A 23122-nucleotide genomic window follows, 5' to 3' on the forward strand; every position below is an offset into this window, starting at 1 on the left:
TAACGGGATCTCATTCATTTTAAGTTCAAGTTGCCTAAAAAAGAGATAAATATCTCATGAACCTTTTTATGTATGGAAACAAAAAGGCGTGGAACTCAACTTACCACGTTAGAGGTACTGGTATACCCTGCAAACGATAAGAGAGCTCACGCCTAGGTCGTGAGCCAATCTACTTATCACCTCGTTTGCAAAAATTACCAGTTTTCTAACGGAAGGTTCAAAGCAATAGCTTCAATATTTTCTATTTGAAGAATTGCAAATATATGTATTAAGCTACAAATATAATAAAATTTTCAAAACGCGAGTTACAGACCGCATTTTTTATTTTTTCAATACATTCTTTTGTTACTAATGAAATACAATGAGTATATATACGGCTATATAAATTATCTATGGGAAAAATCTCGTCTTTCAAAAAGAAAATTTGCAATTAACCACAACATAGAAGAAAGTACTCTTAGAGATATAATTAAGGGAGGAAATTACCAAATTTCTTTGCCTACTATTTATAAAATTTGCGAATCACGTGACATTAAAATATCAGACTTTTTTATAGAAGTTGAAGCGTGGAGTAAATCTGTTAAGAGGTAAAGAGTTTTCTCAGCTTTATTCTTTTGTAGCGAGCTCTATATTTTTATTAAAAACTTATATAAATAAAAAGATCCCACCTAAGCGGGATCAAAGACTTTCGTCTACGGCATATAGCCTTATTGTAATAAGATTAAAGGATTAGAAAGTTTAATCTGTTGCTAATATACTAAAATATTTTTCATACAACATACGGGTTTCTGTAAGAAAAATATCTTTTGTTTTTTGTACATTTAAAATTCAAAAAACTAGGAGGTTATGTCAAAAATTTTAGGTTTAGATTTAGGGACTAATAGTATTGGCTGGGCAATTAGAGATGCCAATCTAGAAGGGAATCAAGTTGTAGATACCAATGTATTAGTTTTTCCACAAGGAGTTGGCGAGGAAAAAGGTGTTGAGTTTTCTTTAGCTTCAGAAAGAACCAAGCATAGAGCATCAAGAAAACTATATAGAAGACGAAAAAAAAGAAAAACCGATTTATTAAGACTTTTAATTGAAAATGGCTTTTGTCCTTTAAGTTTAGATGAGTTGGATATTTGGTCTGTATATAAAAAAGGAAGAGAAATAAAATATCCTACTGAAAACTATGAGTTTTCAGAGTGGTTAAAAATTAATCCTTACAAAGTAAGAGCAAAGGGAGCTAATTCTATAGTTTCAAAGCAAGAATTAGGACGAGCGTTGTACCATATTTGCCAACGAAGAGGTTTTAAAAGTGGACGAAAAGACGCAGATGCTGGAAAAGATTTAGAACAGTTTATAAAAGAAAAAGAACTGTTAGAGCAAAATGGTTTTAAAACTTTAGGTGAATACTATTACGATTTACTTAAAAATGATAAGAAAGTAAGAAAAACTAAATTCAGTGCAGATGATCAAGAGGTGAATTCTTCAAGAATAAGTTATGTTGAAGAATTTAATTTTTTAATGAAATCGCAAAACATTGATAAAGATTTGGCAAACAAGTTCTTTGATGCCATATTTTTTCAAAGACCATTAAAATCTCAAAAAGGAACCGTTGGTAAATGTACTTTAGAGAAAATAAAACCACGTTGCCCAGTAAGTCATCCTTTGTTCGAGGAGTTTAGAATGTACCAGTTTTTAAACTCTATAAAAGTAAAAGAACGAAAAAGTGATTCATTTGTTTTTCTTTCAGATTATCCTGAGTATTACCAAATTGCTTTAAATAAGTTTTACAGGGTTAGTGCTAAAAGTTTTAAGTTTTTAGATATTTCTAAAGGCATCAATACTTTGGCAAAGAAAAACAATTTGTATTTCGAATTTAATTATAAAGATAAATACCCAATTGTAGGAAGTCCAACAATAAGCAAGTTTATTAAAGTTTTTGATGCCGATAACTGGAAAGAATGTAAATCGATAATTAAGTCAAAATATAAAAAACAAGATAATAAAACTGTAGATGAGTTGGTTGACGAACTTTGGCATACATTATTCTTTGCTGGAGATTTTGTAAATGATGTTACTTCAGAAAAAGTAAAAAAGTTTATTAAAGATAGATTTGAAATTTCAGAAGAAAAAGTGAGTTATTACGAGAGTATAAACTTAAAGCAAGGCTATTCTTCATTAAGTAAAAAAGTAATAAGCAAGATTTTACCATTCCTAAAAGAAGATAAAATTATTTATCCCTATGCCGTATTTTTTGCCAATATTGACGAAATAATAGGAAAAGACAAATGGAATGAGAACAAACAGTTTATTCAAGATACTATTATAGATATTATTTCTGGGTATAAAGAAAAAACATTAAAAATTGATATTGTTAATGGTTTAGTAGGCGATTTTATTAAAGAATATGACAATTCTCATTACGATTATGTTCTTGACGATACAGATAAAAAGAATGTAACGGAAAAAATTATAGCCTTTTATGGAAAGTATCTCTGGGAACAAATGTCCAACTCAGAAAGAGATACTATTAAAAATGATATAGAGGTTAGTTTTCAAAAACAACTTCAAAAAAGAAGGCATGGTGGTTATTATTTATCGAAACCCAGAGTAGATGAGATTATAAAAGACTTTTTAATACAAGAATTTAAAATCTTTAAAGAAGAAGCCAATAAATTGTATCATCCTTCGGCAATGGATGCTTACCCACAAAGTCAGGATGGGCTTTTAGGTTTACCATTTACCAATGCGGTAAAAAACCCAATGGCAATGCGAACATTGTTTTATTTAAGGAAACTGATAAATACGTTGTTGAAGGAAAACAAAATAACGTCGGATACAGAAATTATTATCGAATTAGCCAGAGAATTGAATGATAAAAACAAGCGATTGGCAATTGAGAGATGGCAACGAGAAAGAGAAAGCGAAAATAAAAAATTTAAAGAAAAACTAGAAGAACTTGCCAAAGACACAAATTCGGTCGTTACAGAAACAGATATTGTTAAGTATAGGTTATACCAAGAGCAAAATGGAGTATGTTTATATACTAATAATACCATTAATTGTGAAAAACTATTGGGTTCGAACCCACAATTTGAAATAGAGCATACTTTTCCTAGAAGTAAATCTTTTGATAATTCACTTGCAAACAAAACGCTTGCAGATAAAGGGATTAATCAAATAAAAGGTAATAGAATACCACAAGATTTAGAATATGAATACAAGCAAAATTGTATATCTAATACCAGGCATTGGAAAACCAAAATAGAAGAGTTAGATGAAAAAATTGAGCAGCAAAAATACTTTTCTAAAGTAGCAAGCACTGTTGAGCAAAAAAATAGAGCCATCCAACAACGTCACTATTTAAAATTAAAATTAGATTATTGGAAACAAAAACTCTATAGGTTTACAGCAACCGAAATTAAACCGAATTTTAAAAACAGTCAGTTAGTCGATACAGGTATTATAACAAAATATTCAACCCTGTTTTTAAAGTCGTTATTTCAAAGAGTATTCCCAGCTAAAGGAACAATGGTCGCAGATGTTAGAAAATCATGGGGTTTAGATACTAAAGATAGAAATTACCATTATCATCATGCTATCGATGCTGTTGTTTTAACTTGTATGGATAAAAGCATTCGAGAAGGATTAACAGTAGCGTTTAATGAAGTAGAGAAACTAGGGGATAAGGAAAAGTTTAAAATAGAAAAACCTTGGAAAACTTTTACAGAAGACACAAATCGATTAAAGGATAGCATTATTGTAGTTCATAATCACAAAGATAATATTGAAAGGCAAACCAAAAGAAAATTACGTAAACGAAATAAAATTCAATATAATACATCTGGGAATGTAATGTATGAAAAAGGGCAAGGAATAAGAGGATCATTACATAAAGATACTTTTTATGGGGCTATTGAAAGAGAAAATGAGAAGAGCGAAAAGGAAATTTGGTTTGTATTACGAAAACCTGTTAATAGCTCTTTTCTAGATAAGGATGTAAAATCTATTGTTGATGAAGGTATCAAAAGTAGAATATTAAAACATGGGCTTAAAAATATTAGAACAGAAGAAGGTTGGATTTTGTTACCACATGAAAAAGATGAAAATGGTAACCAGATAAAAGAAATGCTTATTAAGCGTATTAGAGTAAAAACCAATAATAAGAACCTACCAAAAATTAAGGCCCAAAGTCATGTCTCCAGAAAAAACAGAAAGGCATATAAAGAAAGTTATTATGCCACTTTAGAAAATATTTTTGCAATGGCAATTTATGAAACCGTAAATGATAAAGGTAAGAGAGTGTTAGCTTTTAAGACTATTTCTGCATTCGATTTGGCAAAACATAATCAAGGGAATCCAAAATTAGAAATGCCTGTTGAAGACAACATTATAAAAAATCAAGGAAAGAAAAATGAAGTTTTACTTCCGTTATCAAAAGTTTTAAGAGTAAATCAAATGGCTATTTTTTACGAAAATAGCCCTAACGAACTAAAAAATATATCCAGAGACGATTTAAGTAAAAGATTATTTAAAATAACTCAGTTTGAAGGTGATGGAAGAATTCAATTTCGTCATCACGCCCAAGGTGGGGCAGATAAAGATTTAAAGAAAGAATCTTTGTTAAATTTTGACAAATCAGCTCAAAAATTAAGAATAAGTTTAAGTAATGTAAAGGCAATATTTGAAGGAAGTGATTTTGTTTTAAGTAAAACTGGTAGCATTGATTTTTTAATTTAAATTAACATAAAATAATAAATAGTTCTTTGACATATATAGCTTTTTAATCTAATTTGAATTCAAGGATTAGAAAACACGATATTCGTTTTTGAGTTTTTGGTGCATCCCGAGTGGTTGTAGTTTGATTAAGGATTAGAAAACACGATATTACGATCATAAAAAACATTACCAATGGCGAAGTTGTAGTTTGATTAAGGATTAGAAAACACGATATTTTTCGATTATCAGAAGAGAAGAAAGTCTCAGTTGTAGTTTGATTAAGGATTAGAAAACACGATATTTGCTGCCAAGCGCGAGTTCTAATTGTGAAGGTTGTAGTTTGATTAAGGATTAGAAAACACGATATTTTCGTGCATTAACAATTTAATACCCTGAAGGTTGTAGTTTGATTAAGGATTAGAAAACACGATATTCTGCAATATTGCCAGATGAACCCGTAACAAGTTGTAGTTTGATTAAGGATTAGAAAACACGATATTTCAATCTTCCCAGAGCAATCAAATCCTATGTTGTAGTTTGATTAAGGATTAGAAAACACGATATTTTTGGCTTTGATATCCTGATAGCTTGAAAGGTTGTAGTTTGATTAAGGATTAGAAAACACGATATTAATCCCTTTTATTTAGATTGCTAACTCCTTGTTGTAGTTTGATTAAGGATTAGAAAACACGATATTCTTTGGAATAATAGACATAATGCCTATAATGTTGTAGTTTGATTAAGGATTAGAAAACACGATATTCTGTCTTAGATCATTTATACTTGCAGCCGTGTTGTAGTTTGATTAAGGATTAGAAAACACGATATTTTCGACGTTGATGTGCAAACGCTTGCTGTGGTTGTAGTTTGATTAAGGATTAGAAAACACGATATTTTATCAAATTTTGTCCAATGCTTTTGAATGGTTGTAGTTTGATTAAGGATTAGAAAACACGATATTTGATATAAAATCAGAAAGAGCCTTTACAGGTTGTAGTTTGATTAAGGATTAGAAAACACGATATTTCATGGCAATGTTTAATGCCCACTGTGCTGGTTGTAGTTTGATTAAGGATTAGAAAACACGATATTAGTTAGCTTGTTAGGCTTTGATATTAAGTTTGTTAGGTAAAAATATCGTTTAAAAAAATGCTTCTTTTTTGCAGTGATAAAGCAAGATTGAGGCATTTTTTATTTTAAAAAAGTTCTAATTGAGTTGGAGGGGGCTCTTTAGGTACTTCTAATTTACCCCAAAAATTCATGATATTGCCAAATTGCTTGTCTGTGATTCTAAGTACACTTACTTTACCTAAAGGAGGGAGTAGTCTTTTAATACGTTTTTCGTGCACATCGGCACTTTCACTACTTGCACAATGTCTTATATATACAGAATATTGCATCATGGTAAAGCCATCTTTCAAGATGTTTTTTCTAAAACCAGCTGCATTTTTTCTGTCTTTAGCAGTTTCGGTTGGTAAATCAAAAAATACAAATAACCACATAATTCTATACCCATTTAGTTCCATAATTTGGGATACTTAATTTTCTTTCTTTTTCCGGAATAGCACTGTTGTAAAGAACTGGCTGTTTTTTGTAGCGCCACCATTAACGGACTTTTTTCATCTTTAAAATAAACAGTTCTTGTTAAGGTTTGAAGAAGTATTGATTTTATTTCTGTATTTAAATCTTCCTCATCATAATGCTGTATTATGGTGTAAACGGCTTCGTCTATAATGGGTCTGTAGGGTTCCATAATATCATCTGCCAGTGCAAATGCATTGTATTTACTTTTATGATGAATGCCGAGGGTGTTTAACAAACCGCTACCAGATAAGGCTCTGGCTGTGGCAGCTCTTAAAATGGCGTAACCATAGTTTAAAAAGTTATTTGGGTAATTCCCAAAACGTTCTCTTTTAAAATTAACCTCAAAAAAGGATTTCCAATAAAAATTGGCAGCTACTGCTTCCATATTTGTTGTGTCACCACTTAAAACTTTACTGGCCAAAAATTCGAATTTGTTTTTTTTATGCGTTATTTTTTCTAATAAAATACCTTGGTTATTAATTTTTTCAATAATAGTTTGTTGCCATAATTGCTTTTTTAACGGAAGGCTTGCTTCTATCTGATGCTTAAATATTTCTTGTTGAATATGGTGACTGTTTAGATTTAAAAACATGCCATTGGGTAAATGGGTTTTATTACAAATAATTACAGAAGCATTATTTGCTATAAGTAGATTTAAAGTTGTAATGCTTATGTATATCTCTGGATTATCAATAACTATAAAACCAATGTCTTCTATGGGAATGGTTTTGTCTTTTGTTTCAGATTTAACAACTAATTGTTCGTGCTTAGTCGTAATGGAACATTTATTGGAGAATAATAACGTCTTTTTAATCATAGTTAATTGGAATTATTAAAAAATAATAATTATCTAATTAGTCTGATTTTAAGAGAGTTAATAAAGGTACTAAAAATAACATTCAATATTTTACGAATACCCGTAATTAGTTTTAATATTGCTTTTATAGTGTTTACAAAGGAGAGATACTATCAATATCGATTTTATACCGTAGTTTTGGTTTTTAAACAGAAGACCAAATAATGAACCTATTCGATATCTTATTCTATAATATCTTCTCACAATACAAAACAAAGTACAAGCAAAAGGCTAATAACATAGCCATTACTTATGTAACGCTTTTACAGGTATCGTTACTATTGCTTTTAGGAGTTTTCTTTGCAGGCTTTTTTAAACAAATGAACATGGTAACCATGTCGTCTACCAAAGCTTGGACATTATTTGCTTTAATGGCGGTCTTTCTTTATTTTAAAAACTGGATGCAATACACAGGTAAAAAGCGTATGATGATAAATGCCAAAATGAATAAGAAGAGAAGCCAGAATTACAGTATTTGGTTGCTTTGGTTTTTGCCTATTGCTGCTTTGGGGTTGACTTATGTTGTGTATCAGGCGGTTTAAAAATGATCGTCATTCTGAACTTGCTTGTGCTGAACTTGTTTCAGTATTTCAGAATCACATTTTATTGAGATTTCTCGTCGCTCATGCTTCACTCTGTAGAAATGACAAAAATCTTATTATTAGTCTTTTAGGTCTGTTTTAAATTAATATGACATCGATTTCACGAAACCTAACATATTTAACTATAAACAAGTCTTTGTTCTTGGATCTAACAGTGAAGCGGTCTTTATTCTTTATCACTTCTTAAAAATAGCATACACCGGAAAGTGGTCACTATAACCACCTTTGTATTTTTTGCCAACATAAGTTCTAAAAGGCGTACCCTTATACTTGCCTTTAAACAGTTTTAGGAAATCTTCATCAAAAATATTAGCAGTGCTAAACTCAAACTCATCTCTGGTACTTTCAAAAAAGTTAGTTGAAAATAGAATTTGGTCGAATAAATTCCACTGTCTGTTATGCCTGGTTGTTCCCCTATCATAAGACCGCAGCGTTTCCATCGGGTTGTATAAGTTGAAATGGTCAACAAGCTGTTTAATACTTTTACTGGAAGGGTCGTCATTAAAGTCACCAATAACAATAATTTTAGCATCTGGATTATCGTCGCGCAGCATCGAAATAACCTCACCAGCTTTATTGGATGATGCCATACGTTTGGGTTCCGTTTCTTTTTCGCCTTCGCGTCTAGACGACCAATGATTCACAATTACATGAATGGTTTCACCATCTAGTAAACCAGAAACTAATAAGATATCTCGTGTGTAATCTGGGGACCCATCATCGTCAAATAGTTGAACGGTAAAAGTGTCAGAGGCAGTCACTTCAAAAGCATCTGTATCGTATAATAAAGCGACATCAATACCACGTTCGTCTAAAGAATCGTAATGTACATAACTGTAATTACAATCCTCTAAATGTTCTGAGTTTATTAAATCTTCAATAACAGAGGCGTTTTCTACTTCTGCTAATCCAACAAGAGCAGGGTGTTTTCCAGTTTCTTTTCGTCCAATGTTAGAAATAGCAAAGCCTAATTTTTTAATCTTATTGTCATACCGTTTAGGCGTCCATTTTTTAACCGAAGTTGGTAAAAAATCATTGTCGTGAGTATGTTTATCGTCACTAGTATCAAATAAATTTTCAAGATTATAAAATGCTACAGTTTGTAAATCATCTCGAACGGGAAAGTCTTCTAAAGCGTCTGTCATAAATCAAAAATAGGCTTAAAAATATAAAAATAATAATACCTGTAAATGTTTAACTTTGCAACATGATAGAAAAGAAAGATATCGCTTTAGAAAAAGCTGTTTTAATAGGTGTTATTACTAAAGATCAGGATGAGGTAAAATCTAAAGAATATTTAGATGAACTGGAGTTTTTAACTTTTACGGCAGGAGGTTATGCTATAAAACGTTTTACTCAGAAAATGGATATGCCTAATCCCAAAACATTTATAGGAACTGGTAAGATGGAAGATGTGCGCCAGTTTATAGAGGAAAACGATGTTGGTACCGCTATTTTTGATGATGAACTATCTGCAGCACAAGAACGAAATATTAGTAAAATACTTAATGTTAAGGTATTAGATAGAACGAATTTAATCCTCGATATTTTTGCACAACGGGCACAAACAAGTTACGCCAGAACCCAAGTAGAGTTGGCACAGTGTGAATATTTGTTACCCCGATTAAGAGGGATGTGGACACACCTTGAGAGACAAAAAGGGGGTATAGGAATGCGTGGTCCTGGGGAAACCGAAATTGAAACAGATAGACGTATTGTACGTGATAAAATAGCCTTGTTGAAAGCTCGTATAAAAACGATTGACAAGCAAATGGCCGTACAACGAGGTAATCGTGGTAAAATGGTGCGCGTGGCATTGGTTGGTTATACGAACGTGGGTAAATCTACGTTAATGAATGTAGTTAGTAAGAGTGAGGTTTTTGCCGAAAATAAATTATTTGCAACCTTAGATACCACGGTTAGAAAGGTTGTGATTCAAAATTTACCATTTTTGTTAAGTGATACTGTTGGTTTTATAAGAAAGTTACCGACGCAATTGGTAGATAGTTTTAAAAGTACACTAGATGAGGTTAGAGAAGCTGATTTATTATTACACGTGGTAGATATTTCGCATCCTAATTTTGAGGAACATATAGAGTCTGTAAATAAAATTTTAGGCGAAATAAAAAGTGGTGACAAGCCAACCATTATGGTATTTAATAAAATAGATGCTTACGTAGCGGAGCCTTTAGAGAAAGATGATTTAGAAACAGAGCGAACAGCAAAACACTATTCTTTAGAAGAGTGGAAAAGTACCTGGATGAGTAAGGTTGGTAATAATGCCTTGTTTATTTCGGCAATAAATAAAAGTAATTTAGAAGACTTTAAAAAACGTGTTTACGATGAGGTTCGAGACATTCATGTAACACGTTTCCCTTATAATCATTTCCTATATCCAGATTACAATTATGAGGATATGGGGAAATAATGTAGACAAAACACATAGCCCCTAAATGAATTGGATTGTATCGTTATTTAAGAAGAAATGGGTTAAATGGTCCATGTTAGTTTGTGCTTCTGTTATTGTATTTTTTGCCATCATTTACATAAGTGTCCTTTTAGGTTTTTTTGGAAAATTACCTACCGAAGCAGATTTAAGTTCTATTAAACAAGCGGAAGCCACTCAAGTTTTAGATAAAAACGGTAAGTTAATTGGCAAGTATTATATTTATGATAGGCAGCCTTTAACATTTAAAGATTTCCCAAAACACCTTATTGATGCTTTAGTGGCTACGGAAGATGTTCGTTTTTATGAACACGATGGTATTGATAATGTGAGTTTGCTTCGTGTGCTTTTTAAAAGTATTATTTTACGAGATAAATCTGCAGGAGGCGGTAGTACTATTACCCTACAATTGGCTAAAAACTTATTTGGAAGAAAAAAACATGCTGCGTTTAGTATGCTAATTAATAAGTTTAAGGAATCTATTATGGCAAAACGTATTGAGGCTATTTATTCCAAAGAAGATATTTTAACGCTGTACCTAAATACAGTGCCTTTTCCAGATAATACCTATGGTGTAGAAAGTGCTTCGCGTAAATTTTTCGATAAACCAGCATCTGCATTAACACACTCGGAAGCATCTACACTTGTAGGAACTTTAAAAGCTACGAGTTATTACAACCCAAGGCTTTACCTAGAACGAAGTGAATCGAGAAGGAATGTGGTTTTTCAACAAATGCTAAAGTATGACTATATATCGCAAGATTCAATGGATTTGTTTACGAAACAAGATATCGTTTTAAACTATAAGTCTTTTAATCACGATGTGGGATTAGCGCCTTATTTTAGAGCAGAAGTAAAAAAAGAATTGGCAACGATATTAGATACATTAAAAAAGGCGAATGGTGATTCGTACGATTTGTATAGAGACGGTTTGATTGTCCACACGACTTTAGATTCAGACATGCAAGCGTTTGCTGAAACAGCTATGAAAGAGCACCTTTCAGGGTTGCAAAGCGCTCATGAAAAATCTTATGGAAAATCGGCACCGTGGCTTAGTAATAAAAAGATTATTGAGACAGCGATAAGAAACCTTCCAGTTTACAAATCATATAAAAAATTGGGGTTAACAGAAGCACAAATATTAGATTCGTTATCTGTAAAACGTAAAACAGAATTATTTACATGGAAAGGGAACACGGTTAAAAATGTATCAACTATAGATAGTTTAAAGCATTATTTAAAGTTTTTAAATACGGGGATGTTATCCGTAGAACCTCAAACGGGAGCCATAAGAGCCTATTTAGGTGGTATTGATTATCGTTTTTTTAAATATGATCATGTGTCGCAGAGTGAACGCCAGGTAGGATCGACATTCAAGCCTTTTGTATATACTACAGCTATTGAAAATGGGATGAAACCTTGTACCTATTTTTCATTATCTGAAGTAACCTATACGGATTTTGATGATTGGACACCTACTAATTCTGGAAAGGACGAAGAAACCATACATCTTAATTATAATTTAGAAACGGCATTAAGTAATTCTGTAAACACCATCGCAGTAAAAGTTTTAAACAAAGTTGGGATAGAGCGTGTCGTAGAACAAGTAAAAAAAATGGGGATTTCTAAAGAACTTCCTGAAAAACCATCGTTGGCTTTGGGTGTTGCAGAGATTAATTTGAAAGAACTTACTGGGGCATATACTGGTTATGTGAACGCCAGCAAAAGCGCAAAGCCTTATGCAATTACCAAAATTGAAGACAAAGATGGGCATGTAATAGCGTCTTTTAAACCCGATGTTAGCAAGGAAAAGGGGTATAGTGATTACACGAGGCAGGTGCTATTAAAAATGATGCAATCTACAGTAAATACTGGAACGGCATCCAGACTAAGAACAACCTATCGACTTAATAATGATATGGCTGGGAAAACAGGAACGACTCAAAATAATAAAGATGGCTGGTTTGTGGGGATTACGCCCAAACTTGTTACTGTAACATGGGTTGGTAATGATAATCATAGTTTAGGATTTAAATCTACCGGGATAGGTCAAGGTGCTAATTCGGCATTACCTATTTTTGCAAAATTTTATCAAAAGATGAATGCAGATGTTCGTTTTAATAGTATTACAAAAAATCAATTTGAAATAACTCCTCAAGAAGTGTTAGACGATTTGGATTGTAATCCGGAAAAGCGAGACGGGTTTCTTAAAAGAATTTTTGGAAAAAAGAAGAAAAAGAAAGCCTTTAAGAAAAAGCGGTAAAGATAATGTTGTCATTCAGAAGGCTATCGAAAACAAATATATTTTGTTTGAAGAGATAAGCGAAGCTTACGACTGAAGAATCTATTTTTTTATTTACTTGGTAATTCTTTGGTAATTCTATAGATATGGTGAGATGCCTCCTCGTTCCTCCTCAGGATGACACTACTCTAAACAAAAAAAGAAGTTGCTCTGTCATCCGATTAAGCGGATATTCTAAAATAAGCAATGATAAACAATTTCACTCAATCGCATTTTTATTATCGTTAAAAATCGAAAGTATTAAATGATGGTTTTTTTGCTTCAGTAACTCTAAAAAATTATGGAGTTTATTTAAGGTATTTTATTTCAGATCACCAACACTTTGGTTACAGATAAATTTATAAATGTTTAGATCAGTTTTTTGGATTTTTGCTAGTGTGAAAAACGCCTATTATCTTAACGGTTTTACCTTCTATAATGTAATGTATACCAAAAGGAAAAACATTGGTGAAATAAATATGTACGTTCTTATATTTTTTTTTGGATGGTTAGAGGTTCTTTTGACAGATAATCAATTCCCATTTTAATATCTTGTTGAAATTTATCCGCTATGTGTATCATACCAAAAGGATGCTTCAGTGATATCAAAGATAGCTTCGTCAGAAACTAAAACTTCATAAATCATAAAGCCTGTTTTAGCTTTTGTTCAACTTGTTCCCAAGTATAGAATTTAGTTTCTCCTTTTTCCATTGTAGATAATCGTCTATCTAACTCTTCTTTTTGAGATTCGGGCAATTCAAAAGTTTTATTTTCACTTTCATCTTTAAAAAGAGTTTTAATTAAAGACTCCTTTTGGGTTTCAAGTAATAATTTTACTAGTTCTATTTTTTCTGCTTGTAAATCCATAGTTCTATAATTATACAGCTAAGTAATCAAATTAAAACTTTTAAGAAACCTAAGAGGAGTCTATAATCTTTATTATTTGCTTAACATAAGCACTTCATTTACTATCACCTCAGTTACATAACGTTTATTACCGTCTTTATCATCATAACTTCGAGACGTTAATTTGCCTTCAATAGCAATCTCTTTTCCTTTTGTTACATATTTTTCGATGATTTCTGCCGTTTTCCCCCAGGCAACAATGTTGTGCCATTGTGTATCTGTGATTTTTTCACCATGACTGTTCGTGTAACTTTCGTTAGTAGCTATAGCAAATTTAGCTAATGTTTTTCCTGATTCTAAATTGATGATTTCTGGATCATTTCCTAAGTTACCAATCAACTGTACTTTGTTTCTAAGCGTGTTCATAATTTTTAATTTTAATGTTAAACAGTTAATACTATCGAGTTCTTATGTTTCGACACTGCAAATATGAAACAGCTACCAAATTTTATTCGGTACTTACTTACTTAAAATCGTTTGTAAATGTTTGTAGTCGTTTGTAATTGGATAATTTGTATTAATATTGGGAGCTATATACAACTTACCACAAACAAGAACAGTTTTTGAATCTAGCCCAGAATGGCTATTTTTTTGAGCGAAGTCCTTTAATCCAAGTACAGAATCTACTTATTCAGATTTCCAGAGCGTGAGCATCTTGCCGAATAATCAAATCAAAGGTTGTATTATCTCAAATAACGTGTCGCACTAGTTAATGTCAGTCTAGGACTTAACTCTAACTTACGGTCAAAACCGGTGTCTTTAGGCTTAGGAACGGAAGCCTTTAATACGTCGTCTAAAGAGGTGTTGATTTTTAACTTATCATCGTGTTCTTTTGAGCTCTCTTTAGGGTTGTTTTTTCTTTATCCATAAAACAAATATTTTACTTAAACATGAGAAATTATTTCTAATTAAACAAATTTAATTTTAAGGGTTAATTGTCTCTTTATTAATAGTTTTGTATTAAATTTCGTAGATGTTGAAAAGAAAGAGAATTTCAAAAGAAGTAAGAAATATTGAAGTTATAGAAGACCCGTTAGAGTTTAAGCCTAATTGCGCTTCTAAAAATGCTCAATGCATACATAAATATGATGAACTTAAAGTTGAATTATGGTGCGACAAGCATTATCACCAAAGAAGGACTTTTGGAGACAGTAAAGGAAAAAGAGAAGGAATAGAAGTTGACGGTGTTCAAGAACTTATAATTGATGCGTTTAAGTATTTATTAGACATATATTTAAGAGGTGTGCAGTTTAAGTTTATTAATTTTTTTGATCCTAAAAAACCAAACAATGTTTTTAACAGAATTGTAATAAAAAAACCAATAGGTGATAACGTTTTAAATGTTGTAGCTGAGATTCATTACCTAGAGACAAGTAAGTTTGAGATAACAGTTATTACAGCAATGGCAATTAGTGACTTTAAAGTTGCCGATGGACAATACTCTTTAACAATTGCCGATAAATCTGTCGTTCTAAGAAGAAATATTAGAAAAGTAATGAACGAGATATATCGAGTAGATATTTAACATCAAACACTATGTAGTTTGGCATATATTTTGTAACTTATTTATTATTATTGCGTCTAATGATTAAAGGTTATATTGCTGTATTATAGAAAATATTTATAGATTTGGTTATTTCAATTAGATCTAAATTACATGTCATTTCATCGAATTCATGTTAGATTTAACGTACAAATGATAGAAAAATGATACTTTTGTATAAAGTATTAAAGACAGGACAGGTGAATCTGGACAGCGAAAGCAGGATTACAAAGTCTGAACAGTCTTATTAAATTAGACCCACTTTAAGTGGGTCTTTTTTATTTAATTTGTCAATCTCTTATAACTCAAAACACTCCACTATCCACTAAAAACTTTTCAAAACGCTGTTGACTTGTTAAAGTAAGTGTATTAAAACGTGCGCTAAATTCATTTAAGTAACGCTCTAAATGTTTGTCGCTTCACGCTTTAAAACACTCCAAAAGTTCTCAATGGTGTTAGTGTGTACTGAACCTTCAACATGAATATTAAGTGAGTGCTTAACGTTGTCATGTGTATAAAACTTTTTCAAGTGATTATATACTGGTGCTTCATCTGAATAGATAATAGAACCTTTAGGAACGTGTTTACTAATAAGCTTACCTACATTATTTAGATCAGCACTAGGAACATGTTTTAGAACGACTTTACCGTTTCGTTCTCTTAGCCTTTTCAACAAGGCAAATCAATTAATAACTAAATTTATAATTGATTTTCTTATCCCTTATTGTATATAGATAACCTTTCATCATAATATATTTTACGATAATCGATTCCTTTTGCTGCAATCAGTGTTTTTCCTTAAATTATACCATCTAACCAAAGATTATTTAGCACATGAAATTTTTCAAAGAAAAAGACAGTGAGCACAATGATTATGCAAATAAGTATTTTGAAATATTTACCACAGGAGCATCCGTGGTTTTTATAGCCGGGATTTTTTATTGTGTTTACATATTCTGTCTTTATTTATTCCAGTAAATTTTTTAATCACTCCACTATTTTTTTAATTTCAATTTATTATGATAGTCTAACAACTCGTTTTTTTATTAAATTTCTGTATTAGAGTTTTGCCTCTCTTATAATCTAATCGATCCTCAATAAACGGGAACCTTTTTTGATGACTAAAATTCGTACAGTTGTCAGCGTGTTTTGGTCTTTATACTACACTAATTTTTCATATATTGTCTCAGTGTAATAAACAATTCATTTCGTGAAAAAGAGTGTTTTTTATTTAGTTGTATTTCTACTGTTTTTTGTTTCCTCTAAAGCTCAAGTCAATAAAGGTTTTAATAAAAACAAAGAAGTTGTTCATGCTATTGAAAATGTACTTAAAGAAAAGGAATTGCCAGGACTAAATTATTCTATAATATATGAAGAAGGCACTACAGAAAGCTATTCGGTAGGATACTCAGATGTTGAAAAAAGAGAGAGTTTAAATATCAATCATACGCTTTTTAATTGCGATTATGCCTCTACGACATTAAATATGAATGATTTAATAGATGATTTGGTATTAATATCTATAACAGAATAAATGACTTATAATTTAGAACAAGCATTAGAAGTTTTAGAACGTACACCAGATACACTTAATGTATTGCTTTCAAATTTATCAGATGAATGGATTTATAATAATGAAGGAGATAATACCTGGAGTGTTTTTGACATTATCGGACATTTAATTCATGGTGAAAAAACAGACTGGATAATCAGAACACATATTGTTTTAAGTAATTCTGATAACAAGACATTTGAATCTTTTGATAGATTTGCGCAATTTGAAAATTCAAAAGGAAAAACATTGCAGCAATTATTAAAAGAATTTTTAGAATTACGCGCTAAAAACTTAAAAGCGCTTAAAGAACTACAAATTACAGAATCACAATTAAAGATGAAAGCAACACATCCAGAGCTAGGAGAAATTACTTTAAAAGAATTGCTTGCAAGCTGGGTAACACATGATTTAGGGCATATAGCTCAAATTGCTCGTGTTATGGCAAAACAGTACAAAGAAGAAGTTGGCCCTTGGATAGCCTACATGCCTATTTTAAATAAATAGAATAAAAAAACATAAAAAATAAATGCGTACACTAAAATTTAAGAATAATGATGAGATGCCTGCTTTTGGGCTGGGTACATGGAAATCTGAACAAGGAGAGGTTTATAATGCTGTAAAAACAGCAATAAAAAAGGGATATAGACATATTGATTGTGCCGCAATTTATGGTAATGAAAAGGAAATTGGTGAAGCATTATCTGAATGTTTCGCAGAAGGCATCGTTACTAGAAAAGATTTGTGGATAACATCAAAACTCTGGTGTAATGCACACGCAAAGAAAGATGTGATTCCTGCTTTAAAACAAACGCTAAGTGATCTCCAACTCGATTATTTGGACTTATATCTTATCCATTGGCCAGTAGCATTAAAAAAAGAGGTGATGTTTGTTTCCGAAAAAGAAGATTTAATTTCTTTAAAGGACCTTCCTAATACTGTAACATGGGAAGCTATGGAAGAAGCTGTAGCATTAGGTTTAGTAAAACATATTGGTGTTTCTAACTTTGGTAAAAAGGCTTTGGAAGATTTAATTTCAAATTCAAAAATAAAGCCTGAAATGAATCAGGTGGAATCTCATCCCTACTTTCAACAAGAAGATTTACTTTCTTTTTGTAAAGATAAAGGCATCCATTTAACTGCATATGCACCATTAGGTTCTTCAGATAGAGCAGATAAATTTAAAGCTGAAAATGAACCCAAATTATTAGAAGATAAAATTATTGCAGATATTGCTAAATCTAAAGACGCAACACCAGGTCAGATATTAATTAGTTGGGCATTGCACAGAGGGACTTCAGTTATTCCAAAATCTGTTAATCCAGGTAGAATTGCTCAAAATATCCAAGCAGAACAAATTAGCTTGTCAGACGAGGATATGCAAAGAATTACCGATTTAGACAAAAACTACAGGTACTTAACGGGAGAACATTGGGTGTTTGAAGGAGGTGCTTACACACTAGAAAGTATCTGGTCTTAGCTAAGACATAAAATTATATATACAGATGTTTATTGAAGAAATCATACAACAACTAGAAAACAACCAACAAGTATTTAAAAGCCTTTTAATGTATAAAAAGGACAAGCAATATTTATGGAGACCCCAGCCAGAAAAATGGAACTTGTTAGAAATTGTATGTCATCTATTAGACGAAGAACGAGATGACTTTAAAACTCGTGTAGCACATGCACTTGATACTCCCGAAAAACCGTTGGTGCCAATTGATCCTGTCGGGTGGGTTAAAGAAAGAGAATACAGTGCTAAAAATTACAATGATATACTTTTTGCTTTTTTGGAAGAACGGAAACAATCTGTAATATGGTTAAGAAGTAAGCTGGACGCTAATTGGCAAAGCAAATTATCACATCCTGAATTGGGTGATATGTCAGCAAAATTGTTTTTAACGAATTGGTTAGCTCATGATTATTTGCATATAAGACAAATTTTAAGGTACGATTACAACTATTTGAAAGAGAAGATAAACCTTGATTTGGGGTACGCAGGTAATTGGTAAGACATTGAATTATTATGACATTTAATATAGAAACAGAACGGTTAATTTTAAGAGAACTACGAATGTCCGATTTAGATGGTATGTTCGAGTTAGATTCCGATCCGGAAGTACATAAATATTTAGGGAATAAACCTGTGAAAACTAAAGAAGAATCTCAAAAGATTATAGAAGGAGTTATTAATCAGTATGCAGAACGCGGTATTGGTCGCTGGGCTTTAATTAACAAGGAAACTCAGGAGTTTATGGGCTGGTCTGGATTAAGACTTAATACAGAATATAATATGAATGGTTTTACTGAATATTATGATGTAGGTTATAGAATAATAAAACGTTTTTGGGGTAAAGGTTATGCGACAGAATCTGGTAAAAAAGCTGTTGATTATGCTTTTAAGGTTTTAAAACTTCCAGAATTATATGGTACAACGGAAATGGGAAATCAAGCTTCGCACAATGCACTTTTAAAAATAGGATTAAAGTATGTTGAGGATTTTTATTGTGAAGAAGAAAAGCTAAATCTTCGTTGGTATAAAATTGAAAATAAATAGTTATGCAAAAACAATGTTTAGAATGCGGAGATACTATCGTTGGTAGAATAGATAAGAAATTCTGTAGTGATGGTTGTCGAAATGCGTATAACAATCGTGTAAATAAAGACAGTAAAAACCTAATTCGTAATACGAATAACAGATTACGTAAAAATTATAGAATTTTAGAGACACTCAACCCAGAGCAAAAAACAAAAACATCTCGTGCAAAACTAATAGAAGCTGGTTTCGATTTCAATTATTTTACAAGTATTTATACAACCAAAGCAGGTACAGTCTATTATTTCGTGTACGATCAAGGGTATTTACCTTTAGAAGGTGATTATTATGCATTGGTAAAGCGCGAAGGCTAAATCTTGTAACAAATATCAAGAATAAGGACTTATAGTATAAAACCACTTTATGACATTAGCTTACATTTTTAGTGAAATTCCTATTGCCGTTATTGTTATTCCAATCTTTATTTTATTCGTATTTGCACTATATTATTTTAATAAAAAACAAGTCATTTTAAGAAAGCTCTCCAAAACAAGGCATAGAGCGATATCAAGTTTAAAAACAAACGAATTTGTTAAGGTACATGGAAAAGCACTGCATGTTAAGGAGCCTTTAATAGCACCTTTAAGTAAAAGAAAATGTGTTTTCTATACGATGAAATTAGAAAGAAAGGTAAGCTCGGGTAAGAGTTCATATTGGAAAACTGTTGTAGATGAAGAAAAAACGCAAGATTTTTTTCTTGAGCAAAACGGAAGTTATGTTATAGTAAGACCAAAATCGTTTCCCAATAAAAATTATAAGAGTTTTTTAGTTAAAGATAAAAAAGCATCTTCAGGGGTTTTTAATGATCCAACACCAGAATTTAAAGCATTGCTCAAAGCATACAATATTGATAGTGAGGGGTTTTTCGGATTCAATAAAAAGCTGAGATATGAAGAAGGGGTTATTGAGATTGGCGAAAAATTAACAGTTGCTGGAATTGCAAAATGGAAAACGTTAAACGAACCTATTCCTGAATACGCTTATTCAAAAATTGTGGAATTAATAAGTGATGAAAAGGAAAAGCTTATTATTACTGACCACCCAAATACTTTAAAAGAATCCAGAATTAAGCTTTAGCTGTCTCTATTTCCAGTTTTGCCCTTTTAAGGCCAAAGCAGCTTTTAGTATATCTTTTTGACTTATTTGCCCGACCAATTTACCATTTTCAACAATAGGGAAACGTCTTCGTTTAGAAGCGAGAAACTTATTAGCAGCATCAAAAATATTCATATTACCATCAATAGTTTCAACATCTTTTACCATATGTTTTTCAACAGTGGCGTTATCCATAGGCATATTATAGTACCTACTCTCGCTTATTTGCTTAATACAATCTCCTTCAGATATAACTCCTATGAGTTCATTTTTTTCGTTTATTACAGGAGCTCCAGAAATTCTGTGCTTTATTATAGCATCAATAACTTGTTCAATTCTTTGGTTAGATTTAAACGTAATCAAATTTGTAGTCATATAATCACTAACCTTAATCAGAGTATTGGGTGTGCTTTTTTGTGTTTTTTTTCGTGAAGCCAGAAAACTCTTTATTCCCATGATAATTAATTTTAGTAATCTTAAATATAGTTATTTTTTTTAAATTTCCCTAAAAATATATTTTTCCTTTGCATGAAGGTTTTAATTAGTAACAATGCGCTATACTAAAATAATGATGCATATAATTTAAAAAAAAGACGACTATTTAGCTAAGTCAAAAATAATTAGCATTCTTTTAAGAGTTTAAATGTTAATTTTTTATAGTTTTAGCACGTTAAAATAAATATAAGAGGAATGAAAAGATTATTAGGATTGATTTTATTAGTGAGTAGCTTTATGTTAAATGCGCAAAGCAATTCAGAGTTAATAAAGCATTATGAAGCTTATTACAAGCAAATGAAAGCCCAAGGTGATGTTCAAGGTATTATAAACGGGATGACTCATTTAAATTTATTAGCACCATCTCAAGCAAGAATAGATACTTTAGCTTATTTATATATGTCTGAGGGTAAATATATGCAAGCGCTTAATACCATTGGAATAAAAAAGAATGCTACCGATTCTGATATTGCCATTGAGGTGAAGGCATTGTCTTTAAAATCGGTTAAGCAACCAGAATTAGCCATTGAGTTTTTTGAAGAAATGTTTAAGAGGCAGCCAAACGCTTTAATTGCTTACGAATTAGCAGAGCTTAATTTGCAAACTCAAAAAATAGCAGAAGCCGAAAAACATATTACTTATGGTTTAGCAAATTCGAAAGACGATATGAAAAAAGCTTTTTACGAACAACAAACGCCATATGAAGTGTCTTTAAAGGCAGCATTCATGTACTTAAATGCACTAGTTATATATAATAAAGACACAAAGACGAATATTGATGCAGCTGTTGACGTTTTAGATGAAACTTTAAAAATAGCACCTAACTTTAATTTAATTCAAATAACAAAAAATGAATTATTAAGGCAAAAACAAGTTATGCAAGCGCAAGCGGCTCAACCAAAAAAATAGAAATAACAAAACAAGTCAAAAAAAGGATTAGCACTTTAGTACTAATCCTTTTTTGTTTATGAGCTCATTTAGACTTTTTTGAGTTGCATAGCAGGGCTACGGAAGGAAAAAAAGACAAAAACAGAGCTGAAAACAGCCATTTTTTAGTAAATTGAAAAAGTCTAAATAAGTTCTATATAAATAAAGCTATTCAGGCTTTTCAATCTTTCTAGAATCAAACTCTATTTTCTTATTTATTTGTAAATTTAAACTAGAAAAGGCTACTAAAAAGTCCTTAATAGTTCCAGTAAGCTCCTTTTTACTTGTGGTAGATAAATTTGATAAACTCTCTAGTTTATATAATTTTGTTTCCAAGGCTGTAATTCTGGCAAGAACAGAGGATGATTTTATTTCCTTAGGAGTTTTTAATTTTAATTCCTTTAATAAAGTGTTAATGGCTTCCTTATTATCATTAAAAAAACTTAAATCACCCTTTTTAATATTGGTTACTGCTTCTTGTAATTGATAATACTCCTGCCAATCCTTAATAACATCTTCCGTTTTTAAATCTAACGCAAAATCAATATAGTCAATTCTTGAAATATCCTTTTCTGTTATTTCTTTACTCTCACTATCTTTAGTATTGTCACTAGTGTTGTTTTCTTGATCATTTTTACAAGAAAAAAATAGGACTAATAGACTTAAAATACTTAAGGTTTTAATACGCATTGTACTTTGTTTAAAAGGTGCTATACAAAGATATACTCTTTCAATTAGATAAAAAATATAATACCATTTTAAAAGAATCTAATTAATTGTATATTTGAAAAATTCCCCTAATCTTATAATTAGTATGCTTGGAAATTTTTGGTTTAATGTAGAGTATGGTATTAATCATGTATTAGATATTAATGCATACGATCATGTTTTGTTTCTTATTGTTTTAACCGTTCCGTATGTGTTTAAAGATTGGAAACGTGTATTGTTACTGGTTTCTATGTTTACCTTGGGACATACGCTATCACTTATTTTAGCAGCTTATGGTGTGGTTCGTATAAATTCACAAATTGTAGAGTTTTTAATCCCTATTACTATTTTAATCGTAGCGCTTTTTAATGTCTTAACTTCTGGGAAAGGAGCACAAAAAGAAAGAGTAGGTGTCTTATTTTTATCAACACTGTTCTTTGGTTTGGTGCATGGTTTAGGATTCGCTCGCGAATTTCAGATGTTTTTAGGCGATTCAGATAGTAAATTAGTCTTGCTATTAGAATTTGCTTTAGGAATCGAGCTTGCTCAGGTTATTATTGTGTTCCTTGTATTATTTTTAGGTTATATTGTTCAAACTATTTTTAGATTTTCAAAACGCGATTGGATTATGGTTGTGTCTGCTATTGTTGTTGGTTTGGTTATTCCTATGATATTGAATAGTGATTTCTTATCTTAATTAAAAGTGGTTTCTCTACATGTATGCCGAAGGAATTAAATAATTAGTGTCATTTTCGTGAAGTAAAAGAAACACAAATATCATTTAAAATGAATATTGATAAGTGAAGCAGGAATTACTAAGC

The 23122-nt window shown here is 31.2% G+C and carries 23 protein-coding genes and 1 CRISPR repeat array; of the genes, 15 read left to right on the forward strand and 8 right to left on the reverse strand.

Features of this window, described 5'->3' with window-relative positions; translation table 11 throughout:
• The first annotated feature begins 351 nt into the window (after positions 1 to 351).
• Positions 352 to 591: a helix-turn-helix domain-containing protein gene (locus Q4Q39_RS20625; RefSeq protein ID WP_367892717.1), complete on the forward strand. Its 240-nt coding sequence runs from the start codon at positions 352 to 354 to the stop codon at positions 589 to 591.
• A gap of 255 nt (positions 592 to 846) precedes the next feature.
• Complete coding sequence (gene cas9, locus Q4Q39_RS12345; RefSeq protein WP_303282800.1) at positions 847 to 4728, forward strand: type II CRISPR RNA-guided endonuclease Cas9; 3882 nt, start codon at positions 847 to 849, stop codon at positions 4726 to 4728.
• 113 nt (positions 4729 to 4841) lie between these two features.
• Positions 4842 to 5799: direct repeats of the CRISPR family, unit length 36 nt; unit sequence GTTGTAGTTTGATTAAGGATTAGAAAACACGATATT.
• Between the two features lie 104 nt (positions 5800 to 5903).
• Here cas9 and cas2 read toward each other — a convergent pair.
• Positions 5904 to 6233 (reverse strand): CRISPR-associated endonuclease Cas2, encoded by a 330-nt coding sequence (cas2, locus tag Q4Q39_RS12350; RefSeq protein WP_303282801.1) that lies wholly within the window; start codon positions 6231 to 6233, stop codon positions 5904 to 5906.
• On the reverse strand, positions 6224 to 7108 hold the full coding sequence (gene cas1 / locus Q4Q39_RS12355) for a type II CRISPR-associated endonuclease Cas1 (protein WP_303282802.1): 885 nt from the start codon (positions 7106 to 7108) through the stop codon (positions 6224 to 6226). Before cas1 ends, cas2 begins: the two co-directional genes overlap by 10 nt.
• A 203-nt stretch (positions 7109 to 7311) precedes the next feature.
• Between cas1 and Q4Q39_RS12360 the strand changes: the two genes are divergently transcribed.
• Positions 7312 to 7689 (forward strand): hypothetical protein, encoded by a 378-nt coding sequence (locus Q4Q39_RS12360; protein ID WP_303282803.1) that lies wholly within the window; start codon positions 7312 to 7314, stop codon positions 7687 to 7689.
• 236 nt (positions 7690 to 7925) lie between these two features.
• On the opposite strand, the gene Q4Q39_RS12365 is transcribed toward Q4Q39_RS12360, so the two are convergent.
• Positions 7926 to 8894, reverse strand: coding sequence for an endonuclease/exonuclease/phosphatase family protein (locus Q4Q39_RS12365; RefSeq protein ID WP_303282804.1), 969 nt, complete (start codon positions 8892 to 8894; stop codon positions 7926 to 7928).
• Between the two features lie 62 nt (positions 8895 to 8956).
• On the opposite strand from Q4Q39_RS12365, the gene hflX reads away from it, so the two are divergent.
• Positions 8957 to 10177, forward strand: a complete 1221-nt coding sequence (gene hflX, locus Q4Q39_RS12370) for a GTPase HflX (protein ID WP_303282805.1) — start codon at positions 8957 to 8959, stop codon at positions 10175 to 10177.
• Between the two features lie 25 nt (positions 10178 to 10202).
• Positions 10203 to 12458, forward strand: a complete 2256-nt coding sequence (locus tag Q4Q39_RS12375; RefSeq protein WP_303282806.1) for a transglycosylase domain-containing protein — start codon at positions 10203 to 10205, stop codon at positions 12456 to 12458.
• A 660-nt stretch (positions 12459 to 13118) separates the two neighbouring features.
• Here the strand turns inward: Q4Q39_RS12375 and Q4Q39_RS12380 are convergent.
• Both Q4Q39_RS12380 and Q4Q39_RS12385 read right to left on the reverse strand, forming a co-directional pair.
• Positions 13119 to 13343 carry an addiction module protein gene (locus Q4Q39_RS12380; protein ID WP_303282807.1) on the reverse strand — a complete coding sequence of 75 codons (225 nt, stop codon included), beginning with the start codon at positions 13341 to 13343 and terminating at the stop codon, positions 13119 to 13121.
• Between the two features lie 72 nt (positions 13344 to 13415).
• Positions 13416 to 13748, reverse strand: a complete 333-nt coding sequence (locus Q4Q39_RS12385) for a single-stranded DNA-binding protein (protein ID WP_303282808.1) — start codon at positions 13746 to 13748, stop codon at positions 13416 to 13418.
• 607 nt (positions 13749 to 14355) lie between these two features.
• Here Q4Q39_RS12385 and Q4Q39_RS12390 point away from each other — a divergent pair.
• The gene (locus Q4Q39_RS12390) at positions 14356 to 14907 is read left to right on the forward strand and encodes a hypothetical protein (RefSeq protein ID WP_303282809.1); all 552 of its coding nucleotides are present in this window, start codon (positions 14356 to 14358) and stop codon (positions 14905 to 14907) included.
• A 421-nt stretch (positions 14908 to 15328) separates the two neighbouring features.
• Here the strand turns inward: Q4Q39_RS12390 and Q4Q39_RS12395 are convergent, their stop codons facing one another.
• Entirely contained in the window at positions 15329 to 15598 is a 270-nt protein-coding gene (locus Q4Q39_RS12395; RefSeq protein WP_303282810.1) for a transposase, read from the reverse strand.
• A 537-nt stretch (positions 15599 to 16135) separates the two neighbouring features.
• Between Q4Q39_RS12395 and Q4Q39_RS12400 the strand changes: the two genes are divergently transcribed.
• From Q4Q39_RS12400 to Q4Q39_RS12430, 7 genes are read left to right on the forward strand one after another with little or no spacing between them, the layout of a single operon-like run.
• Complete coding sequence (locus Q4Q39_RS12400; RefSeq protein WP_303282811.1) at positions 16136 to 16459, forward strand: hypothetical protein; 324 nt, start codon at positions 16136 to 16138, stop codon at positions 16457 to 16459.
• Complete coding sequence (locus tag Q4Q39_RS12405; RefSeq protein ID WP_303282812.1) at positions 16460 to 16984, forward strand: DinB family protein; 525 nt, start codon at positions 16460 to 16462, stop codon at positions 16982 to 16984.
• Positions 16985 to 17006: 22 nt separating this feature from the next.
• A complete protein-coding gene (locus Q4Q39_RS12410) occupies positions 17007 to 17957 on the forward strand; it encodes an aldo/keto reductase (protein ID WP_303282813.1) in 951 nt (316 codons plus the stop codon).
• Between the two features lie 25 nt (positions 17958 to 17982).
• Entirely contained in the window at positions 17983 to 18492 is a 510-nt protein-coding gene (locus tag Q4Q39_RS12415; RefSeq protein ID WP_303282814.1) for a DinB family protein, read from the forward strand.
• Between the two features lie 14 nt (positions 18493 to 18506).
• Positions 18507 to 19037 (forward strand): GNAT family N-acetyltransferase, encoded by a 531-nt coding sequence (locus tag Q4Q39_RS12420; RefSeq protein WP_303282815.1) that lies wholly within the window; start codon positions 18507 to 18509, stop codon positions 19035 to 19037.
• Positions 19038 to 19039: 2 nt separating this feature from the next.
• The gene (locus Q4Q39_RS12425; RefSeq protein WP_303282816.1) at positions 19040 to 19390 is read left to right on the forward strand and encodes a hypothetical protein; all 351 of its coding nucleotides are present in this window, start codon (positions 19040 to 19042) and stop codon (positions 19388 to 19390) included.
• 49 nt (positions 19391 to 19439) lie between these two features.
• The gene (locus Q4Q39_RS12430) at positions 19440 to 20153 is read left to right on the forward strand and encodes a GIDE domain-containing protein (RefSeq protein ID WP_303282817.1); all 714 of its coding nucleotides are present in this window, start codon (positions 19440 to 19442) and stop codon (positions 20151 to 20153) included.
• 6 nt (positions 20154 to 20159) lie between these two features.
• Here the strand turns inward: Q4Q39_RS12430 and Q4Q39_RS12435 are convergent, their stop codons facing one another.
• Positions 20160 to 20627, reverse strand: coding sequence for a CBS domain-containing protein (locus Q4Q39_RS12435; RefSeq protein ID WP_303282818.1), 468 nt, complete (start codon positions 20625 to 20627; stop codon positions 20160 to 20162).
• Between the two features lie 234 nt (positions 20628 to 20861).
• On the opposite strand from Q4Q39_RS12435, the gene Q4Q39_RS12440 reads away from it, so the two are divergent.
• Positions 20862 to 21575, forward strand: coding sequence for a hypothetical protein (locus tag Q4Q39_RS12440; protein ID WP_303282819.1), 714 nt, complete (start codon positions 20862 to 20864; stop codon positions 21573 to 21575).
• Between the two features lie 186 nt (positions 21576 to 21761).
• On the opposite strand, the gene Q4Q39_RS12445 is transcribed toward Q4Q39_RS12440, so the two are convergent.
• Positions 21762 to 22283 carry a hypothetical protein gene (locus tag Q4Q39_RS12445; protein ID WP_303282820.1) on the reverse strand — a complete coding sequence of 174 codons (522 nt, stop codon included), beginning with the start codon at positions 22281 to 22283 and terminating at the stop codon, positions 21762 to 21764.
• 124 nt (positions 22284 to 22407) lie between these two features.
• Between Q4Q39_RS12445 and Q4Q39_RS12450 the strand changes: the two genes are divergently transcribed.
• Positions 22408 to 22998: a HupE/UreJ family protein gene (locus Q4Q39_RS12450; protein ID WP_303282821.1), complete on the forward strand. Its 591-nt coding sequence runs from the start codon at positions 22408 to 22410 to the stop codon at positions 22996 to 22998.
• Positions 22999 to 23122: the final 124 nt, after the last annotated feature.

Origin of the sequence: Flavivirga amylovorans (genome assembly GCF_030540875.1) — a bacterium.
In the GTDB taxonomy this organism is placed as follows: domain Bacteria; phylum Bacteroidota; class Bacteroidia; order Flavobacteriales; family Flavobacteriaceae; genus Flavivirga; species Flavivirga amylovorans.